Annotated in this window: 15 protein-coding genes; 5 read left to right on the forward strand and 10 right to left on the reverse strand. The window is 57.0% G+C overall.

Annotation, left to right across the window (positions count from 1 at the left end; translation table 11 throughout):
* Positions 1-274 precede the first annotated feature (274 nt).
* Positions 275-487, forward strand: a complete 213-nt coding sequence (locus LA5095_RS24675) for a cold-shock protein (protein ID WP_029062219.1) — start codon at positions 275-277, stop codon at positions 485-487.
* A gap of 260 nt (positions 488-747) precedes the next feature.
* On the opposite strand, the gene choV is transcribed toward LA5095_RS24675, so the two are convergent.
* The 3 genes from choV to LA5095_RS24690 form a co-directional block, all read right to left on the reverse strand.
* Positions 748-1,794: a choline ABC transporter ATP-binding protein gene (gene choV, locus LA5095_RS24680; protein WP_055119942.1), complete on the reverse strand. Its 1,047-nt coding sequence runs from the start codon at positions 1,792-1,794 to the stop codon at positions 748-750.
* On the reverse strand, positions 1,791-2,633 hold the full coding sequence (gene choW, locus LA5095_RS24685) for a choline ABC transporter permease subunit (protein ID WP_055119944.1): 843 nt from the start codon (positions 2,631-2,633) through the stop codon (positions 1,791-1,793). The genes choV and choW overlap by 4 nt, the downstream gene beginning before the upstream one ends.
* 75 nt (positions 2,634-2,708) lie before the next feature.
* On the reverse strand, positions 2,709-3,656 hold the full coding sequence (locus tag LA5095_RS24690) for a choline ABC transporter substrate-binding protein (RefSeq protein ID WP_082442946.1): 948 nt from the start codon (positions 3,654-3,656) through the stop codon (positions 2,709-2,711).
* 204 nt (positions 3,657-3,860) lie between these two features.
* On the opposite strand from LA5095_RS24690, the gene betI reads away from it, so the two are divergent.
* The 4 genes from betI (at position 3,861) to LA5095_RS24710 (ending at position 9,075) form a co-directional block, all read left to right on the forward strand.
* Positions 3,861-4,463 carry a transcriptional regulator BetI gene (gene betI, locus LA5095_RS24695; protein ID WP_055119946.1) on the forward strand — a complete coding sequence of 201 codons (603 nt, stop codon included), beginning with the start codon at positions 3,861-3,863 and terminating at the stop codon, positions 4,461-4,463.
* A gap of 14 nt (positions 4,464-4,477) precedes the next feature.
* Positions 4,478-6,136, forward strand: coding sequence for a choline dehydrogenase (betA, locus tag LA5095_RS24700; RefSeq protein WP_055119948.1), 1,659 nt, complete (start codon positions 4,478-4,480; stop codon positions 6,134-6,136).
* A gap of 46 nt (positions 6,137-6,182) precedes the next feature.
* A complete protein-coding gene (betB, locus tag LA5095_RS24705) occupies positions 6,183-7,646 on the forward strand; it encodes a betaine-aldehyde dehydrogenase (protein ID WP_055119950.1) in 1,464 nt (487 codons plus the stop codon).
* Positions 7,647-7,791: 145 nt separating this feature from the next.
* The gene (locus LA5095_RS24710) at positions 7,792-9,075 is read left to right on the forward strand and encodes an adenylate/guanylate cyclase domain-containing protein (RefSeq protein ID WP_055119951.1); all 1,284 of its coding nucleotides are present in this window, start codon (positions 7,792-7,794) and stop codon (positions 9,073-9,075) included.
* Positions 9,076-9,248: 173 nt separating this feature from the next.
* On the opposite strand, the gene hemP is transcribed toward LA5095_RS24710, so the two are convergent.
* The 7 genes from hemP to LA5095_RS24745 form a co-directional block, all read right to left on the reverse strand.
* Positions 9,249-9,503 (reverse strand): hemin uptake protein HemP, encoded by a 255-nt coding sequence (gene hemP, locus LA5095_RS24715; protein ID WP_235808894.1) that lies wholly within the window; start codon positions 9,501-9,503, stop codon positions 9,249-9,251.
* A gap of 415 nt (positions 9,504-9,918) precedes the next feature.
* Positions 9,919-10,383: an Rrf2 family transcriptional regulator gene (locus LA5095_RS24720; protein WP_029062227.1), complete on the reverse strand. Its 465-nt coding sequence runs from the start codon at positions 10,381-10,383 to the stop codon at positions 9,919-9,921.
* Positions 10,384-10,464: 81 nt separating this feature from the next.
* On the reverse strand, positions 10,465-11,502 hold the full coding sequence (locus tag LA5095_RS24725) for a LacI family DNA-binding transcriptional regulator (protein ID WP_055119953.1): 1,038 nt from the start codon (positions 11,500-11,502) through the stop codon (positions 10,465-10,467).
* 95 nt (positions 11,503-11,597) lie between these two features.
* On the reverse strand, positions 11,598-12,776 hold the full coding sequence (locus LA5095_RS24730) for a BaiN/RdsA family NAD(P)/FAD-dependent oxidoreductase (RefSeq protein WP_055119955.1): 1,179 nt from the start codon (positions 12,774-12,776) through the stop codon (positions 11,598-11,600).
* A 278-nt stretch (positions 12,777-13,054) separates the two neighbouring features.
* Positions 13,055-14,260: an ABC transporter substrate-binding protein gene (locus LA5095_RS24735; protein ID WP_029062230.1), complete on the reverse strand. Its 1,206-nt coding sequence runs from the start codon at positions 14,258-14,260 to the stop codon at positions 13,055-13,057.
* Between the two features lie 93 nt (positions 14,261-14,353).
* Entirely contained in the window at positions 14,354-15,319 is a 966-nt protein-coding gene (locus LA5095_RS24740; RefSeq protein WP_055119956.1) for a branched-chain amino acid ABC transporter permease, read from the reverse strand.
* A gap of 15 nt (positions 15,320-15,334) precedes the next feature.
* Positions 15,335-16,207 (reverse strand): branched-chain amino acid ABC transporter permease, encoded by an 873-nt coding sequence (locus LA5095_RS24745; RefSeq protein ID WP_029062232.1) that lies wholly within the window; start codon positions 16,205-16,207, stop codon positions 15,335-15,337.
* Between the last annotated feature and the right edge of the window lie 4 nt (positions 16,208-16,211).

The raw sequence follows: 16,211 nt of genomic DNA on the forward strand, positions 1-16,211 counted from the left end.
AGGATTCCGTTTGTTGAAAATCGGCATTTTTGACCGTGAATTCATCTCTCACACTAGTTTCACTTGCCTAAGAGCCACCTCAGACATACATTGACCCTCATCGGCGCGCGTTGCGTCGTACGGGACATGACGAAAGACCCGGTTAGACTGACTTCGGCAGAGCTCTTTGGAGTGCTGCTCTGAAAACCCAAGCTTTCCGTTTCTTATTGACTTCTCGTTTATCCGCGCCTTGCCGGAAACGGGAATGCGCACAAATCAACGGAAAGGTTTCTCCATGCGTGAGAACGGCACCATCAAGTTTTTCAATCACGACCGCGGCTTCGGTTTCATCACACCGGACAATGGCGGCAAGGACGTATTCGTCCACGTGACTGCATTCGAGCAGGCCGGAATCGGTGCACCGGTCGAAGGTGCAAAGATTTCATTCGTCGCTGAAGACGATCGCCGTGGCCGCGGCAAGCAGGCAGCTCAACTCGAAATGCTCTGAGTTTCTGGTCTGCGGACCAATTCTGAGCCGCTCGAGACGAGCAAAACGAAAACGGGGCCCAGCGGCCCCGTTTTTGTTTCCCAGACAAATGACCCGCAGGTACAAAGACGGCGTTGGCGAAAAAGTCGGCCTCTACGTATCGTGGCCGGGACGCTTTCATCGGCAACTCAAACGCACTGTTTCGTCGCCCCCGCCCGCACCGTGATGAAAGGTGCGCGATCCTTTTGAGCGAAGCTATGGAATCTTGATTGCACTCACCGTCACTTGAGCATGCAGTCGAGCAATTCTTTTTCGCCTATCACTCCGACGATAGCACCGTCCTTTTGAACCACAACGGGTTCTGAACTGGACTTCTTCAGCTTTGCAACCTCACGGACCGGTGTGGCGCTTTCGCAGGTCAGGCCGCTGGCGAGGGAGCCCGGCAGGCTTCCCGGAGGCACCATGATGTCCCGGGCACGGAGCACGTTGAGCGGATTCATGTGACTGACGAAATCGGCGACATAGTCATCGGCTGGATTCTTGACGATCTCCTGGGGCGTGCCGAGCTGAATGACCCGGCCGCCTTCCATGATCGCGATGCGTGAACCGATCTTGGCTGCCTCATCCAGATCGTGGCTGACAAAGATGATTGTCCGATTCAGTTCTTTCTGAAGATCGAGCAACTCGTCCTGCAGCTTGTCGCGGATCAGCGGGTCGAGAGCCGAAAACGGTTCGTCCATCAACAGTATCGGTGCATCGGTTGCAAAGGCACGGGCGAGGCCTACGCGCTGCTGCATGCCACCGGAAAGTTCATGGACGTATTTCTCACCCCATCCGCCCAGGCCGACAAGTTTCAGCTGTGCGTCCACTTTCGAGGTGCGTTCCTTGGGTGACATGCCTGAAAGCTCGAGGCCGAACCCGACGTTCTCGGACACTGTGCGCCAGGGCAGCAGGCCAAATTGCTGAAACACCATGGCGATGCGGTGCCTTCGCAGTTCACGCAGGTCGTTTGCCGAGCAGGATTCCGGATTGACGTACTGATTGCCGTCATGCACCTGCACCTCGCCACGGATGACCGGGTTGAGGCCATTGACCGCGCGCAGCAGTGTGGACTTGCCGGAGCCCGACAGGCCCATCAGCACCAGCACTTCTCCCTCGTAAATGTCCAGGCTGGCTCCGGCTACGCCCAGGATCTGACCCGTTTCGGCCTGAATCTCCTGCCTTGTCTTGCGCGCATCGATCAGCGGCAATGCGGACCTGGGGTTTTCACCGAAGACGATGTCAACATCCCTGAAGGTGACAACGGGTGTTCTGGATGCATCGGTCATCGCTTGCCTCCTTCTTCTTTTCTGAAGAACCGATCAAGCACGATGGCAATGAGAACAATGCAAACGCCAACCTCAAAGCCCTGCGCGATATTCACTGTGTTCAACGCTCGCAGCGTTGGCACACCGAGACCATCGGCACCAACCAGAGCGGCAATCACGACCATGGAAAGCGACAACATGATCGTTTGGGTCAGCCCGGCCATGATTTGAGGAAGCGCGTAAGGCAACTCTACTTTCCATAGGAGTTGAGATTTCGTTGCGCCGAAAGCCTCCCCTGCTTCAAGCAAAGATTTCGGTGTCGAAGAGACGCCCAGTTGGGTGAGGCGAATAGGCGCCGGGATCGCGAAGATAACGGTTGCGATCAGCCCCGGAACCATACCCAATCCAAAAAGGATCAAGGCGGGGATGAGATAAACGAAAGTGGGAATGGTCTGCATCAGGTCGAGAACCGGGCGCATTGCTGCATAAAAGCGCGGGTTATGGGCTCCCATGACGCCCACCGGCACGCCGACAACCATGCAGACAACCGCGGCTGCAACAACAAGAGCGAGCGTTTCAGTCGTTTCTTCCCAATAGCCCTGGTTGATGATGAGCAGCAGCGCGATTGCGACAAATAACGCAAACGCAATTTTCCGGTGGACGGCGTAGCCGAGTGCAACCGCCAAGACGACAATGACCAGTGGTGGCGGTGTTTGAAGAAGCCACAATATGCCATCGATCAACGTCTCCAGAAAAATTGAAATGCCGTCGAACACCCATGCGGCGTTATCAGTCAGCCAATCAAAAAAGGCCTTCGCCCATGGTCCGATCGGCAATTTGTTTTCTGTCAACCAGTCCAACCCGCTGCTCCGGTACTTGTTCTTATTTTGGAAAAAGCGCCGGGCAGATGATCCGCACCGGCGCCAAACTGGGCTTTACTCGACGCCAAGGGCGCCTTTCACCGCAGCGAAGCTATCGCCGCCATCAAAGGTTTTGACCCCGACAAGCCAGCTTTCGAACGTTGCCGGGTGTACCTTCAGCCACGCAGCGGCCGCCTTGTTCGGATCTTCGCCATCATTCAGGATTGCGCCCATGATCTCGTTTTCCATTGCCAGCGAGAACTCGAGGTTTTCAAGAAACTTGCCAACGTTGGGGCACTCTTTGGTGTAGCCTGCACGGACGTTGGTGTAGACCGTCGCGCCTCCGAAATTCGGGCCGAAAACTTCGTCACCGCCTTCAAGATAGGCCATCTCGAAATTGGCGTTCATCGGATGCGGTTCCCATCCGAGGAATACAATGTCGTTATCACGCTTTCCAGCCCGGGCGACCTGCGCGAGCATGCCCTGCTCGGAGGATTCAACCACTTCGAACCCCGCCAGACCAAAAAGGTTCTGGTCGATCATGCCGATGATCAGACGGTTGCCGTCATTGCCCGCCTCAATGCCATAGATCTTGCCATCGAGATCATCCTGGAACTTGGCAATGTCCTGGAAACTCTTCAGACCCTTGTCATAGGTGTATTTCGGAACGGCCAGCGTATATTTGGCACCTTCCAGATTGGCTCGCACGGTTTCGACCGAACCATCTTCCCGATAGGCCTTGATGTCACCTTCCATCGTCGGCATCCAGTTACCGAGGAAAATATCAATGTCATTGTTCTTCATTGAGGCGTAGGTCACCGGAACAGACAGGATCTTGACTTCAGGATCATAACCGAGCGCTTCCAGAACGACGGACGTTGCCGCGGTGGTTGCAGTGATGTCCGTCCAGCCCACGTCAGAAAAACGAACCGTCTTGCAGGCTTCCGGCTCGCTTGCAAGCGCTGTTCCGGACAGCATCAGGCCAAGTGCAAGACCTCCAGCGAGTGTCGCTGCGATTTTCATGAGTATACCTCCTGTGGAATGTGAAATTATTGTTTGGGCCATTTTGAAAAACTGGAAGCGAATTCACGCTCAGGCTTAAGTGCCCCCGATTTATTCTCCAATAGCCTGTTCCTGACCAATCCAAACATCCACGGAAAAATTTTGCAAGTTTTCATTGATTGACTGATCAATTAAAAATAAGAAAAAAGAAACTCGGAGATCACGATGCCCAAGGTCGGAATGGAAGCGGAACGACGGCGCAGTCTCATTGACGCAACCGTCGATGCGATCCACGAGCGTGGATACAGTGACATTACCATGGCCCAGATCGCCAAGCGGGCTGGTGTTTCCGGTGGTTTGGTACATCACTATTTTGGCTCGAAGGATCAATTACTTGCAGCAACGATGCGGCATCTTCTGACCGAACTCGGCCGTGCCATTCGTGACAAGCTGGCGAAGGCCGAAACACCGCGAGAACGGATCTCCGCCATTATCGCCGGCAACTTCGCAATTGACCAGTTTCAACCAGCCGTCATAGCGGCGTGGCTGGCCTTTTATGTCCAGTCCAGAACCACCGACAGCAACAATCGTCTCTTGCGAATCTACGCCGCCCGGCTTGCATCCAACCTCACCCACAACCTCAGATCGTTCATGCCACAGGAAGAAGCCCGCCGGATCGCCGAGGGCACAGCCTCCATGATCGACGGTGTGTGGATCCGGCAGGCCCTGAGCGGTGCCCGATCCGACCATCAAGCCGCTATCGCAATGGTCGAAGACTACGTCGAAACCCAGATTGCCGCCCTTGCGGGTCGCACCAACGGCTGCTGAGCCGGAGCTTTTTCATGCCTGACCAGTTTGATTTCATCATCGTGGGCGCCGGATCGGCCGGCTGCGCGATGGCCAGCCGCCTCTCCGAAGACCCGAGCAACAAGGTCCTGGTGCTGGAATTCGGCGGAACGGATATCGGCCCGCTGATCCAGATGCCGGCTGCCCTCTCCTATCCGATGAACATGCCGTTTTATGATTGGGGTTACGAAAGCGAGCCTGAACCGCACCTTGGAGGACGCCGCCTGGCAACTCCTCGCGGCAAAGTCATCGGCGGCTCGTCCTCCATCAACGGCATGGTCTATGTGCGCGGCCATGCGTGTGATTTCGATACCTGGGAAGAGATGGGTGCCAGCGGCTGGGGCTATCGGCATGTGCTTCCTTACTACAAGCGCATGGAGCAGAATCCGCAGGGTCAGGAAGGTTGGCGCGGGACCGACGGACCGCTGCATGTTCAGCGGGGCACCAAATGGAACCCGCTGTTTCACGCGTTCCGCGATGCGGGCCGTCAGGCCGGCTACGGCGTTACCGAAGACTACAATGGCGAAAAACAGGAAGGCTTCGGCGACATGGAGATGACGGTCCACAAGGGCCGACGCTGGTCAGCTGCCAATGCCTATCTGAAGCCAGCCCTGAAGCGCGGCAACCTGGAACTCATAAAGGGGGCCCTGGTTCGCAAGGTTCTGATCGAGAACAACCGGGCTGTCGGTGTGGAATTCGAAATCGGAGGGGAAATACGCGTTGCCAAGGCACAGCGCGAGGTCATTCTCTCAGCCTCTTCCGTCAACTCACCCAAGATCTTGATGCTGTCCGGGATCGGTCCTGCCGACCAGCTTACAGATCTCGGCATCGATGTTGTCTCTGACCGCCGGGGTGTCGGTGCCAACCTGCAGGATCACCTGGAACTTTATATTCAGCAGGCCTGCACCCAACCGATCACGCTCTATAAACACTGGAATCTCTTTTCCAAGGCGCTGATAGGCGCACAATGGCTGTTTTTCAAAAATGGTCTGGGCGCGTCGAACCAGTTCGAGAGCTGCGCCTTCATCCGCACGAAAGCCGGCGTGCAATATCCCGATATCCAGTATCATTTTCTGCCTTTTGCCGTGCGTTACGACGGTCAGGCAGCGGCGGAAGGTCATGGTTTCCAGGCACATGTCGGCCCGATGCGGTCGAAGTCACGCGGCCGGGTGAAACTGTCGTCGAACGACCCGAAAGACAAACCCTCGATCCTCTTCAACTACATGTCCCACAACGAGGACTGGGAGGACTTCAGGACTTGCATCCGTCTGACCCGGGAAATTTTCAGTCAGGAAGCGTTCGCCCCTTATCGTGGCAAGGAAATCCAGCCGGGAGACAGCGTGCAGAGCGACGAAGCGCTCGACGACTTTATCCGGGAGCACGTGGAAAGTGCTTATCATCCATGCGGCACATGCAAGATGGGCGCTTCAGACGACCCGATGGCGGTGGTCGATCCCGAGTGCCGTGTCATCGGTGTCGATGGTCTGCGCGTGGCGGACAGCTCGATCTTTCCGCAAATCACCAATGGCAACCTCAACGGACCGTCCATTATGGTTGGCGAGAAGGCAGCCGATCATATCCTTGGCAAGGATCCGCTGCCGCCTTCGAACCAGCAACCGTGGATCCATCCGGACTGGGAAAACAGTCAACGTTAAAGAATTGCCGGACAGCCGGTCTCAAGACACAAGCAGGAGCAATCCAATGCGCGCCCAACCGAAAGCTTCGCACTATGTCGGCGGGTCTTATCTGGAAAGCCAGACAGGCACACCTTTCGATTCGTTCTACCCGGCAACCGGTGAAGTGATCGCCCGGGTCCACACCGCCGATGATGCGGTCATCGAATCTGCGATTTCCGCAGCGCGCACCGGCCAGGAGGTCTGGGCGGCCATGCCGCCGGCCGAACGCGGCCGGATATTGCGCAAGGCTGCAGACATTCTGCGGGAAAAGAACCGCGAACTTTCAGTCCTCGAAACTCTGGACACGGGCAAGCCGCTGCAGGAAACACTGATTGCGGATGCAGCATCCGGTGCCGATTGCCTGGAGTATTACGGCGGCCTGGCGGCGACACTTACCGGTGAGCATATCGACCTTGGCGGCTCGTTTGCCTACACAAAGCGGGAACCGCTCGGCATCTGCTTCGGGATCGGTGCGTGGAACTATCCGATCCAGATTGCCTGCTGGAAAGCGGCTCCGGCTCTTGTCTGCGGCAATGCGATGATTTTCAAGCCGTCGGAAGTCACCCCGTTGAGTGCGTTGAAGTTCGCGGAAGCTCTGACCGAAGCAGGTCTGCCGGACGGTGTGTACAACGTCATACAGGGGTTCGGCGATGTCGGCGCAAGGATGGTGGCTCATCCGGACATTGCCAAAGTGTCTCTGACCGGGTCCGTGCCGACTGGAGCGAAAGTGGCGTCGCTGGCAGGTGAGCATCTCAAGAAGACAACGCTTGAGCTTGGCGGCAAATCGCCTCTGATCATCTTTGACGATGCCGATGTTGAAAATGCGATTTCAGCGGCGATCAATGCAAATTTCTATTCCACCGGCCAGATCTGTTCCAACGGCACACGCGTCTTCGTGCACAAGGCTATCAAGGAACAATTCCTTTCCCGCCTTGCAGAACGAACATCCAGTGCCGTGCTCGGCGATCCGCTGGATGAAGCAACAAACATCGGCCCGCTGGTTTCCAGGCAGCAATTCGACAAGGTGCTGTCCTACATGCAGATAGGCCAGGACGAAGGCGCCCGCCTGGTCTGCGGTGGCGGGTCTGCACAGGTCGACAGTTTTCCTGAAGGCTATTTCGTCCAACCGACGGTCTTTGCGGACGTTCGGGACAACATGCGTATTGCACGGGAAGAGATTTTCGGTCCAGTGCTCAGCGTACTCGACTTCGGAGATGAAGACGAGGTCGTTGCGCGTGCCAATGACACGGAATTCGGTCTTGCAGCCGGCGTGTTTACCAAGGACATCCAGCGGGCGCATCGTGTGATCGGCAAACTGGAGGCAGGCACCTGCTGGATCAATACCTATAACCTGACCCCGATTGAAATGCCGTTCGGCGGTTACAAGAAATCCGGCATCGGCCGGGAAAACGGTCACGCCGCGATCGAGTATTACAGCCAGATCAAAAGCATCTATGTTGAAATGGACGGGGTGGAAGCGGCGTTCTAGAGGCGTCCCCGTATCTGACAAGGGCGGTTTCCGGGAACGTGACCCGGATTCCGCCTTTTTTGTTTCCGCGCGTTTTTTCACATTGAAGTTTATTGTGCGACAGCCAGATTAGAAGGCAACCCATTCAACTCCGACTGGAGATCGCATGAACCGGCAAGTGCTAGACCCTGCACCGAGAAGCTACGTACAGCATATCTATCTGCTTGCTCGCTCCAACAGGGGCGCGGCCTGTGCGCCAGACACACAAAACCTGCAAGATGTGCATGACTGGTTGCTGCATGATGCGACCCGGATCGACAATGTCATGCTGATGTTCGAGGAATTCATGTGGCGTTGCAGAGCGGCCAACCTTGGCATCGACAGGTGTACGCTGCATATCGGTACACTCCACCCCAGGGTCGTCGGATTTTCCTGGGTCTGGAACAGCACGGATGAACTGTGCGACGAAATCGCGGCAGATGCCAACGCGGTCAACAATGTCGCCTTCACAAAGAACCCGCTCTACCGGGTGATGCGGGAGGGCGAGATCATCAAGGTGGATCTTGAGACCGAGGAAGGTGTCAATTCCGGTTCGCTCATGCAGGATCTCGCCGAACAGGGATACACGGCTTATGTCGCCCTTCCCCTGAGCACGGCGGGCGAAATGCACAACGCCATGACGTTCGCGACGAAACGGCCTGGAGGATTTCCGCCCGTCGACAAGGAACGCATTCGCGGCTTGATCGACCTCCTGGCACTGCATGTTGAACGGCACATCGTGCAACGGATCGCGCGCAATGTTGCCGATACCTACCTCGGACCGATTGCCGGACGCCGCGTCCTTGATGGCGAAATCCGGCGCGGCGATGGCGAAGCGATCAAGGCAGTGGTGTTCATGTCGGACATGCGCGGTTTCACGCAGCTCGCGGACCGCCTCAGCGGGCCCGAAGTCACCTGCATCCTGAATGCTTATTTCGACCGTGTGTCCGACGCCGTTCTGAACCATGGCGGCGATATTCTGAAATTCATGGGAGACGGTATTCTTGCCGTCTTCGATCAGGAAGTCCTCGGGGAAAAGGCTGCAGCGGAAGCAGCGGTGAAGGCATCCAGGGAGGCGCTTTCGGCCATCGACGAGCTCAACGATACGCCGCCTGCAACCCTGCCTGATCCCGACCTGTGGCAACCACTCAAGATCGGCATCGGATTGCATCGCGGCGAGGTCTTTTTCGGCAATGTCGGCGGGGAAGACAGACTGGACTTCACCGTCATCGGCCGTGCAGTGAACGAGACCAGCCGCGTGGAATCCCTGTGCAAGCCTCTCGGACAGGAACTGTTGATGACCGCGCCCGTCAAGGAGGCACTTTCGGGTGACCTGCAGACCGGTCTCAATGAAATGGGGGAACACGCCTTGCGCGGCGTTGGCAAGCCGGTCGCCATTTTTGCTGCCTGAAGAGAGAATGCGGCCAGTAACTTGACGAAGCTGCAGGTGTCATACCCTTGCGGGCAGGGAGCCAGCAGCCTCTGAAGAGGGCAGTATTCCAAATCCGGACGGAGTGGAACACCGGATCCCGGTCTCACCACCAACGCGGCCAACCGGGATGACACGGTAGCAGGTCTGGCAGATCACTTCGTCAGAATCAATTTGCCCTGTTTCGTAATCGACAGGCGATAGGTGTCTTCATTGTGCAGGATCTGGATCTGGCGCAGACCGCTGAAGAGGTCGCGCGAATCAAATTCTGTTTTTGCCTGTGGTGGCAGCTTTCCTACCAAGACGTGAGGGGAGCTGCCCGAGGAAGTAATTGAGAGGCGGCGCTTTTGGCTGTTGGCGGTAAGTGTCATACGCGCAATCGGTCCCTGGCCTTTGCTTTTGCGCTCCACGAATGGGTTTCCACGGAGCGTCCAGATAAGAACAATTAAAAGGTGAGTTTCTTACTCAACTTTATACTTGACACTCATACTCAAGTTTTCCTATCAAGGCAATGCCTGATCGAAACGGAACTGGAAATCGCGTCCTCCGGTTTTGAAAGAGACAGGGTCTTCGGTTCACCGGAGACGAAAAATGCCAGGCCAGCCAACCGCCCTCTCCTCTCCCTCAGCGGCTAGCCAGCCCGGCCTTTTCTTCAGGCGCCGACCGGCGCGCGATTGTCTTGAGTGTTTTGCGAATGAACCCGTTTGCATCAACGCCGGATAATACAATGCTCACGCAGCAAGCGGTGCGATGTATCTGGATGGCGGATACGAAAAAAGCGCCGACCTGACGGTGGCGCCTTTCAAAACACAAAAATGGCCGCTTTTATGCGTTGGCAGCGATCGGTGTTTCGCCGACATCGATCTTCAAGAGATCGCGCATGCCGAACCGGTCCTCAGACAGATCCGCAATCGACTTGGTGTCCAGAACATCCATAAAGGCTTCAAGAGCTTCATGCAGCAAGCCGTTGAAGCCGCAGGACATGATCAGCGGGCAATCCTTGCGGCCGGAGTCGAAACACTCTGCCAGAAGAAAGCTTTCCTCGGCAGCCCGAACAACTTCTCCGACGGTTATCTCTTCCGCCGGGCGGGCCAGCATGACACCGCCGTTTCGGCCTCGGATCGTTCTGATCAGATTCGCGTCGACCAGCACTTTCATGATCTTGAACAGGTGGGTTTCAGACATGTCGAAGCTAGCTGCGATGTCGGCAACCTTGCTCGGCTTGTCCGGGTTGACGGCGCAATACATAAGTGCGCGCACGGCATAATTGGTCTGTTGTGTCAATCGCATCCCGTAGATATGCGTCGCGCTGCCTCAAACGTCAATGCAAAATTTGAATGTACGAGTGTACTTTTAGAAATCCGGGCTAGTTCAGGACAGCTCTGGCAGGTTGTCCCTGATAAAAACATCAATGCCGATCCGTTCCTGTCCCTCGATGATCGGCACCCCGTCGCAGAGCGCTTTCAACACCCGTATCGCGCTGCGGATCTCATGACCCGGGTCCTGGGCGATCACCGCATCCATCACGCCGGAATTCAAGGCATCTCGCGTATAGGGCGTCAGTTCATGCCCTACAAAAACAAGACTGCCTGCTTGCGTGGGGGCGTTCAGTGCGGAAATGATTCCGCGATTTCCTGCGCCAATATTGTAGAGACCCGCAAGGTCGGCGTGTTCTTCCAGAAGTTTCCTGACAAGGTCGGCATTCCTTTTGTTGTCGTCCCGGCCTTCGCGAACCTTCAACATTTTGAGATGAGGGAAGCTGGAAGCAATGACCTCCTCGCAACCCGCGTAGCGTTCGGCATGGTCGCGCAATCCCAATGACCCTGCAATCAATCCGATCTTACCGGGACTTTCAGGGAGAAAGCGGCCGATCAACCGGCCGGCAGTACGACCTGCGGCCATGTTGTCGATGCCGACGAAGTGTTGGCGAGACGAAGCCGGATGGTCGGAAACAAGGGTCACCACCGGAACGCCACGATCCTGAAGCCGGTCGATCGCCGCCCTGACTTCGGGAAAGGCCGGAGCGACGACCGCCACACCGTCACATACGGACCTGTCGAGGATCGCAAGCGTCCCGGCGACCCGATGGCCGTCGAATGCGTCGATCGGCTCAACATGCACCTGCATGCGATCACCGCTCATGGTTTGAGCATGGGACGCTGCCTCACGGGTCAGGTCTTCCATGAATGCGTTGGGTCCGTTGGGGATGAGAAAATGCAGCCTGTACACCCGTTTCTTGGCAAGACCGGCAGCAAAGACGTCAGGTTTGTAATTCAGACTTTCAACCGCTTGTTCCACGCGCTCGATCGTCGCCTTGCGCACCCCCGGCCGGCCATTGAGTACCCTGTCAACCGTTGCCAGGCTGACACCGGCGGCATTCGCCACGTCATGGATCGTCACGCGTTTCATTCGGTCCTCTCGCATTCAAGGCGAGTATACAAGCGAATGAGGAACGGTCATCAAAAAATGCTGCAACGCACTAATTCAAGGCGTAAGTGCATTCTTCATACAAACTGGCCGGCTGCATGACCGGACGACCAGGCCCATTGAAAATTGAAGCCACCCAGATGTCCCGTGACATCAACAACCTCACCAATGAAAAAAAGTCCGGACACGCTGACACATTCAAAGGTCTTGGACGAAAGCTCCTTCGTATCCAACCCGCCAAGCGTCACCTCAGCCGTGCGATACCCTTCCGTGCCGACCGGCGTCAGTTGCCAGCGATTGAGCTGCTCTGACGCCCGGCGCAACACCTTGTCGGACTGATCCGCAAGCCGGCCTTTCAGTGAAAACGCGCTGGACAGTTCGTCGGCGAGCCGATTGGGAAGCCATTGGCCAAGCGCTGTCTTGAGATCCTGTTTCGGGCTGTCCTGCCGCGCACCCCGCAGTGTTTCGAAGACATCAGTCTCAGGAAGCAGATTGACCCAGATCGGTCTGCCCTCCTCCCAGAAAGACGAAATCTGGAGGATCGAGGGTCCAGACAGACCGCGGTGGGTGAACAGCAGACCTTCGCGAAAGGTCGTTTTGCCGAAAGAGACCGCTGCATCGAGCGAAACACCGGCAAGGCGTCCGCAGAGTTCCTTATTGGCATCGGAAAATGTCAGCGGCACCAGGGCCGCCCGTGGTGGAATGACCTTCAGTCCGAACTGTTTTGCAAGCTCATAGCCAAAACCTGTCGCTCCCATTTTCGGGATCGACGGCCCCCCTGTGGCGACGACAAGGGAATGCGACCTTAGCGGCCCTTTCGACGTTGCAACGGAAAACCGTTCGTCCGGTTTCTCAACCGCCTTGATATCCGTTTCAAGCTGCAGGGTCCCACCCGCAGCTTCCAGTTCGGTGAGCAGCATCCGGATGATGTCTTTCGCACTTTCATCGCAAAAGAGCTGGCCGAGCGTCTTTTCGTGCCAGGGGATGCGGTGCCTTTCGACAAGACCCAGAAAGTCGTGTTGTGTGTAGCGTTTCAGAGCCGAGACACAGAAGCGCGGGTTCTGCGACAGGAAATTTGCGGACGTACAGTGCAGATTGGTGAAATTGCAGCGTCCACCCCCGGAGATACGGATTTTTTCCGCCGGCCGTCTGGCGTGGTCGATGACCAGAACCTTGCGCCCGCGCTTTGCAGCTTCAATCGCACACATCAAACCGGCGGCGCCGCCACCGAGCACAAGTACATCCAGATCACGCATGGGCGCGCTTATAGCGGGTTTGGGAGATGGAGGTAAGGGACGATTTTTTGGCGTCACCTTGTGAAAACTCAAACGCAGATCCGGGGTCCACGCGCAGATCAAGACACCGGCCATGCAGAAAGATTCATGTTCAGCGCAGCGAAAAAACAGGGCAGTTGAGCTTCACAAGCCTCGATTCAAGGCCGCAGCGCCAACATTGAGCTTACTCCACAAAAAAACGGCCGGCGGTTCTTTCGAACCGCCGGCCTGGCAAAATCTCTTCCATAAAAAGAAGAAACTTATTGCATTTCGGTCACGACCTCGAAGCCGTTGGAACCGACTTCGAACAGGGCATAGGTGCCCGGAACGTCGCCCTTGGCGTCGAAGTTGTGCTCACCTGCGGCGCCCTTGTAGTCGATGGCCTTGCCGGCTGCGATCAGTTCCTTGGCCTTCTTCCATTCACCTGGAAGGATAGCCTCACCTTCGCCATTGGAAACTTCCGTGACGGCTGCAGCAACATCTTCCTTCTTGCCACCGGCCTTTTCCACGGCCAGAGCCAGCAGGAAGGCTGCGTCATAGGAGGTGTTTGCGAAGATCGCATCCGGATCGCCACCGACGCCCTTGAAAGCTTCGTTGAACTTGTCGAGGGATTCGGACTGTTCGCCGACCGGAGAAGACGACACGAAGTTGGACAGGTTTTCCGCGCCCAGTTCGTTGATCACGGCGTCGGACTTCATGCCGTCACCACCAACGAACTTGTCGAAGAAACCGTTCTCCAGCGCCTGACGCAGGATCGTCAGACCGGTTCCGTCACCATAGTCGAAGATGACCAGAGTGTCGGCGCCGCCCTTGGCGAGCTCTGCCAGGTTGGAACGGTAGGAAGCCTTGCCTTCTTCATGCGCTGCAAACTGGGTGATATCACCACCGAGTTCGTCGACATATTCAGCCTTGAACGCATTGGCGAGACCGGTGCCGTAGTCGTTGTTCAGATAGGCAACCGCGACCTTTCCGTATCCCATTTCCTTCATCGTACGCGCCAGGGCACGGCCCTGGAAATCGTCCGACGGGACGGTGCGGAACACGGTGCCCTTGTCTTCCAGTCCGGAGATTTCCGGAGACGTTCCGGACGGAGTGATCAACGTGATACCCGCCGGGATGGTCACCGAACCGGCTGCTGCCAGAACCGCGCCGGAGCAATGCGGACCGACAAGACCGACAACACCTTCGATGTTGACTGCCTTGGTCGCGGCATCCGTACCGCCTTGCGGGTTGCAGGCACTGTCGCCGACAACGCCAACCAGTTTTTCGCCGTCGCCGATACCACCCTGCTCATTGACCTGTTGAACGGCCAGCTGGGCCGCATCGATCATGGCAGGAGCCATGGCAGCGATCGGGCCGGAAACGCCGCCGATCAGACCGATCTTGACGTCGGCCTGTGCGGGAACGGACGCGAGAGCTGTTGCAGCCATCATGCCTGCGGCAAGTGCAAAAAGTTTGGTTTTCATATGAGTACCTCCTCAATTATCCGGTCTTCGCCGGGTCTTTAGGAATTTCGGCTCCCACGCTTTGCAAAGGCGCGTGGACCCCGGGGAGCGGGCCTAATGCCGGTCCGCCCCGGATTTCGTCGACCGCTGGTCTCCCCTCAAAGGCTCGGGGAGCAGTCCTTCCGGTCTGAACCGCAGCACAAGCTGCAGCATGAGACCAATCAGGAACAAGCGGAGGTATTTTGCTTGTACCGCATATTCATGCGGAAGACGGTCGGTTGCAATCTCTGAAACGGACCAAATGATCCAAACAACAGCAGCTCCGAGAATCGCGCCGCGATTGTTACCCGATCCGCCAAGGATGAGCATGATCCAGATCAGGAACGTTGCCACCATCGGATCGATCGCCTCAGGCGTGATCGATCTGTTGAAATGGGCAAACATTGCGCCACCGAGTCCCATCAGTGCGGCACCGAAAATGAATGCTTCCAGCCGCCGGAACTCCACGTTCTTGCCCATGGCCCTGGCGGCATCCTCATCGTCGCGGATGGCGCGCATCATACGGCCCCATGGTGCGTTGAACTGCCGCTCGACGAGGACATAAGCAACAATCAGAACCGCCAGAACGATGATCAGATAGGCGATTTGCGATTCCATGTAGCCCATATCACCAGCCGGCCGGGGAATGCCGGATATGCCGCGCGCTCCATTGGTGAGCACGGGCTCGGACTTGATCACCAGTCGAATAATCTCGGCGATCCCGATGGTGGCGATTGCAAGGTAGTCGGACCGGAAACGCAGGCAGATCTTTCCGATCGGCCAGGCAACAAGCCCAGCCGCCAGCATCGCTCCGATCCAGCCGATGACAAAATGCAGGTCAAAGCCGCCAATGCGGCCATCGGCAGGCGCCGTCGATATGATCGCGGACGTATACGCGCCGACCGCGAAGAAACCGGCGATACCCGCGTTGAACAGCCCGGCGAAGCCCCACTGGATGTTGAGCCCAAGCGCCAGCAACGCATAGATGCATATGAAGATCGCCATGAAGAGGGCGTAGTTGACAAGACCCGCAAATTCCATCTTGCATCCCTCCCCTTACAGAACCTTGCCCTTGAGCAGCCCGGTCGGGCGCACAAGCAGCATGAACAGCAAAATGGCGAACGCCATCGCAGCCTTGTATTCACTCGGGATGACAAGAACCGAGAGTTCTTCAGCGATCCCCACGATCAGACCGCCGAGCACGGCCCCCTCAACCCTTCCGACGCCGCCAAGAATGGCCGCGGCGAACATCGGCAGCAGCATGTGCCAGCCCATCATGGCTTTCAGTTCCGTATTGATGCCGAGAAAGAAACCGGACGCCGCGCAGAGGCCGCCGGCAATCACCCATGTCAGCATGACAACCTTCTTGTTGTCGATACCGGAAAGCAGCGCCAGGTTCGGGTTGTCGGACATGGCACGCATCGCCTTGCCCCATTTGGATCGCGTCAGGAAGAGCTGCAAAACACCCACCAGGACCACCATCGCCAGGAGCGTATAGATCTCGCGGTCACGAATGCGGATACCGAAATAATCCTCAGGACGGACAATGCCGCGCGAATAGGTCTGGGTATCGACACCCCAAACGACCTGAACCACCGCCCGGATCATCAGCGCGATGCCAAGCGAGGCCATCACGGTCACGATCTTGGGACGCTCGCGCAAGTGCTCGTAAAAGACCTTGTCGATGCCGACCGCAACGGCGGCAGTGCCGAGAACGGCGATCGGAAGCGCAACATAGGGTGACACACCCATGCCCGTGACCGCCGCCAGCGCGATAAAGGCTCCAAGGGTCGCCAGATCACCATGCGCCAGATGTGCGTAGCGCAGGATTGCGAAAATCAGCGTGATGCCGACGGCACCGAGCGCATAGATCGAACCGAGAACAATGCCCGGCACAACGTAGAAATTGACAAGTTCGAACAGGTCCATACCG

The sequence above is a fragment of the Roseibium album genome, assembly GCF_001404515.1.
Classification (GTDB): Bacteria; Pseudomonadota; Alphaproteobacteria; order Rhizobiales; family Stappiaceae; genus Roseibium; species Roseibium album.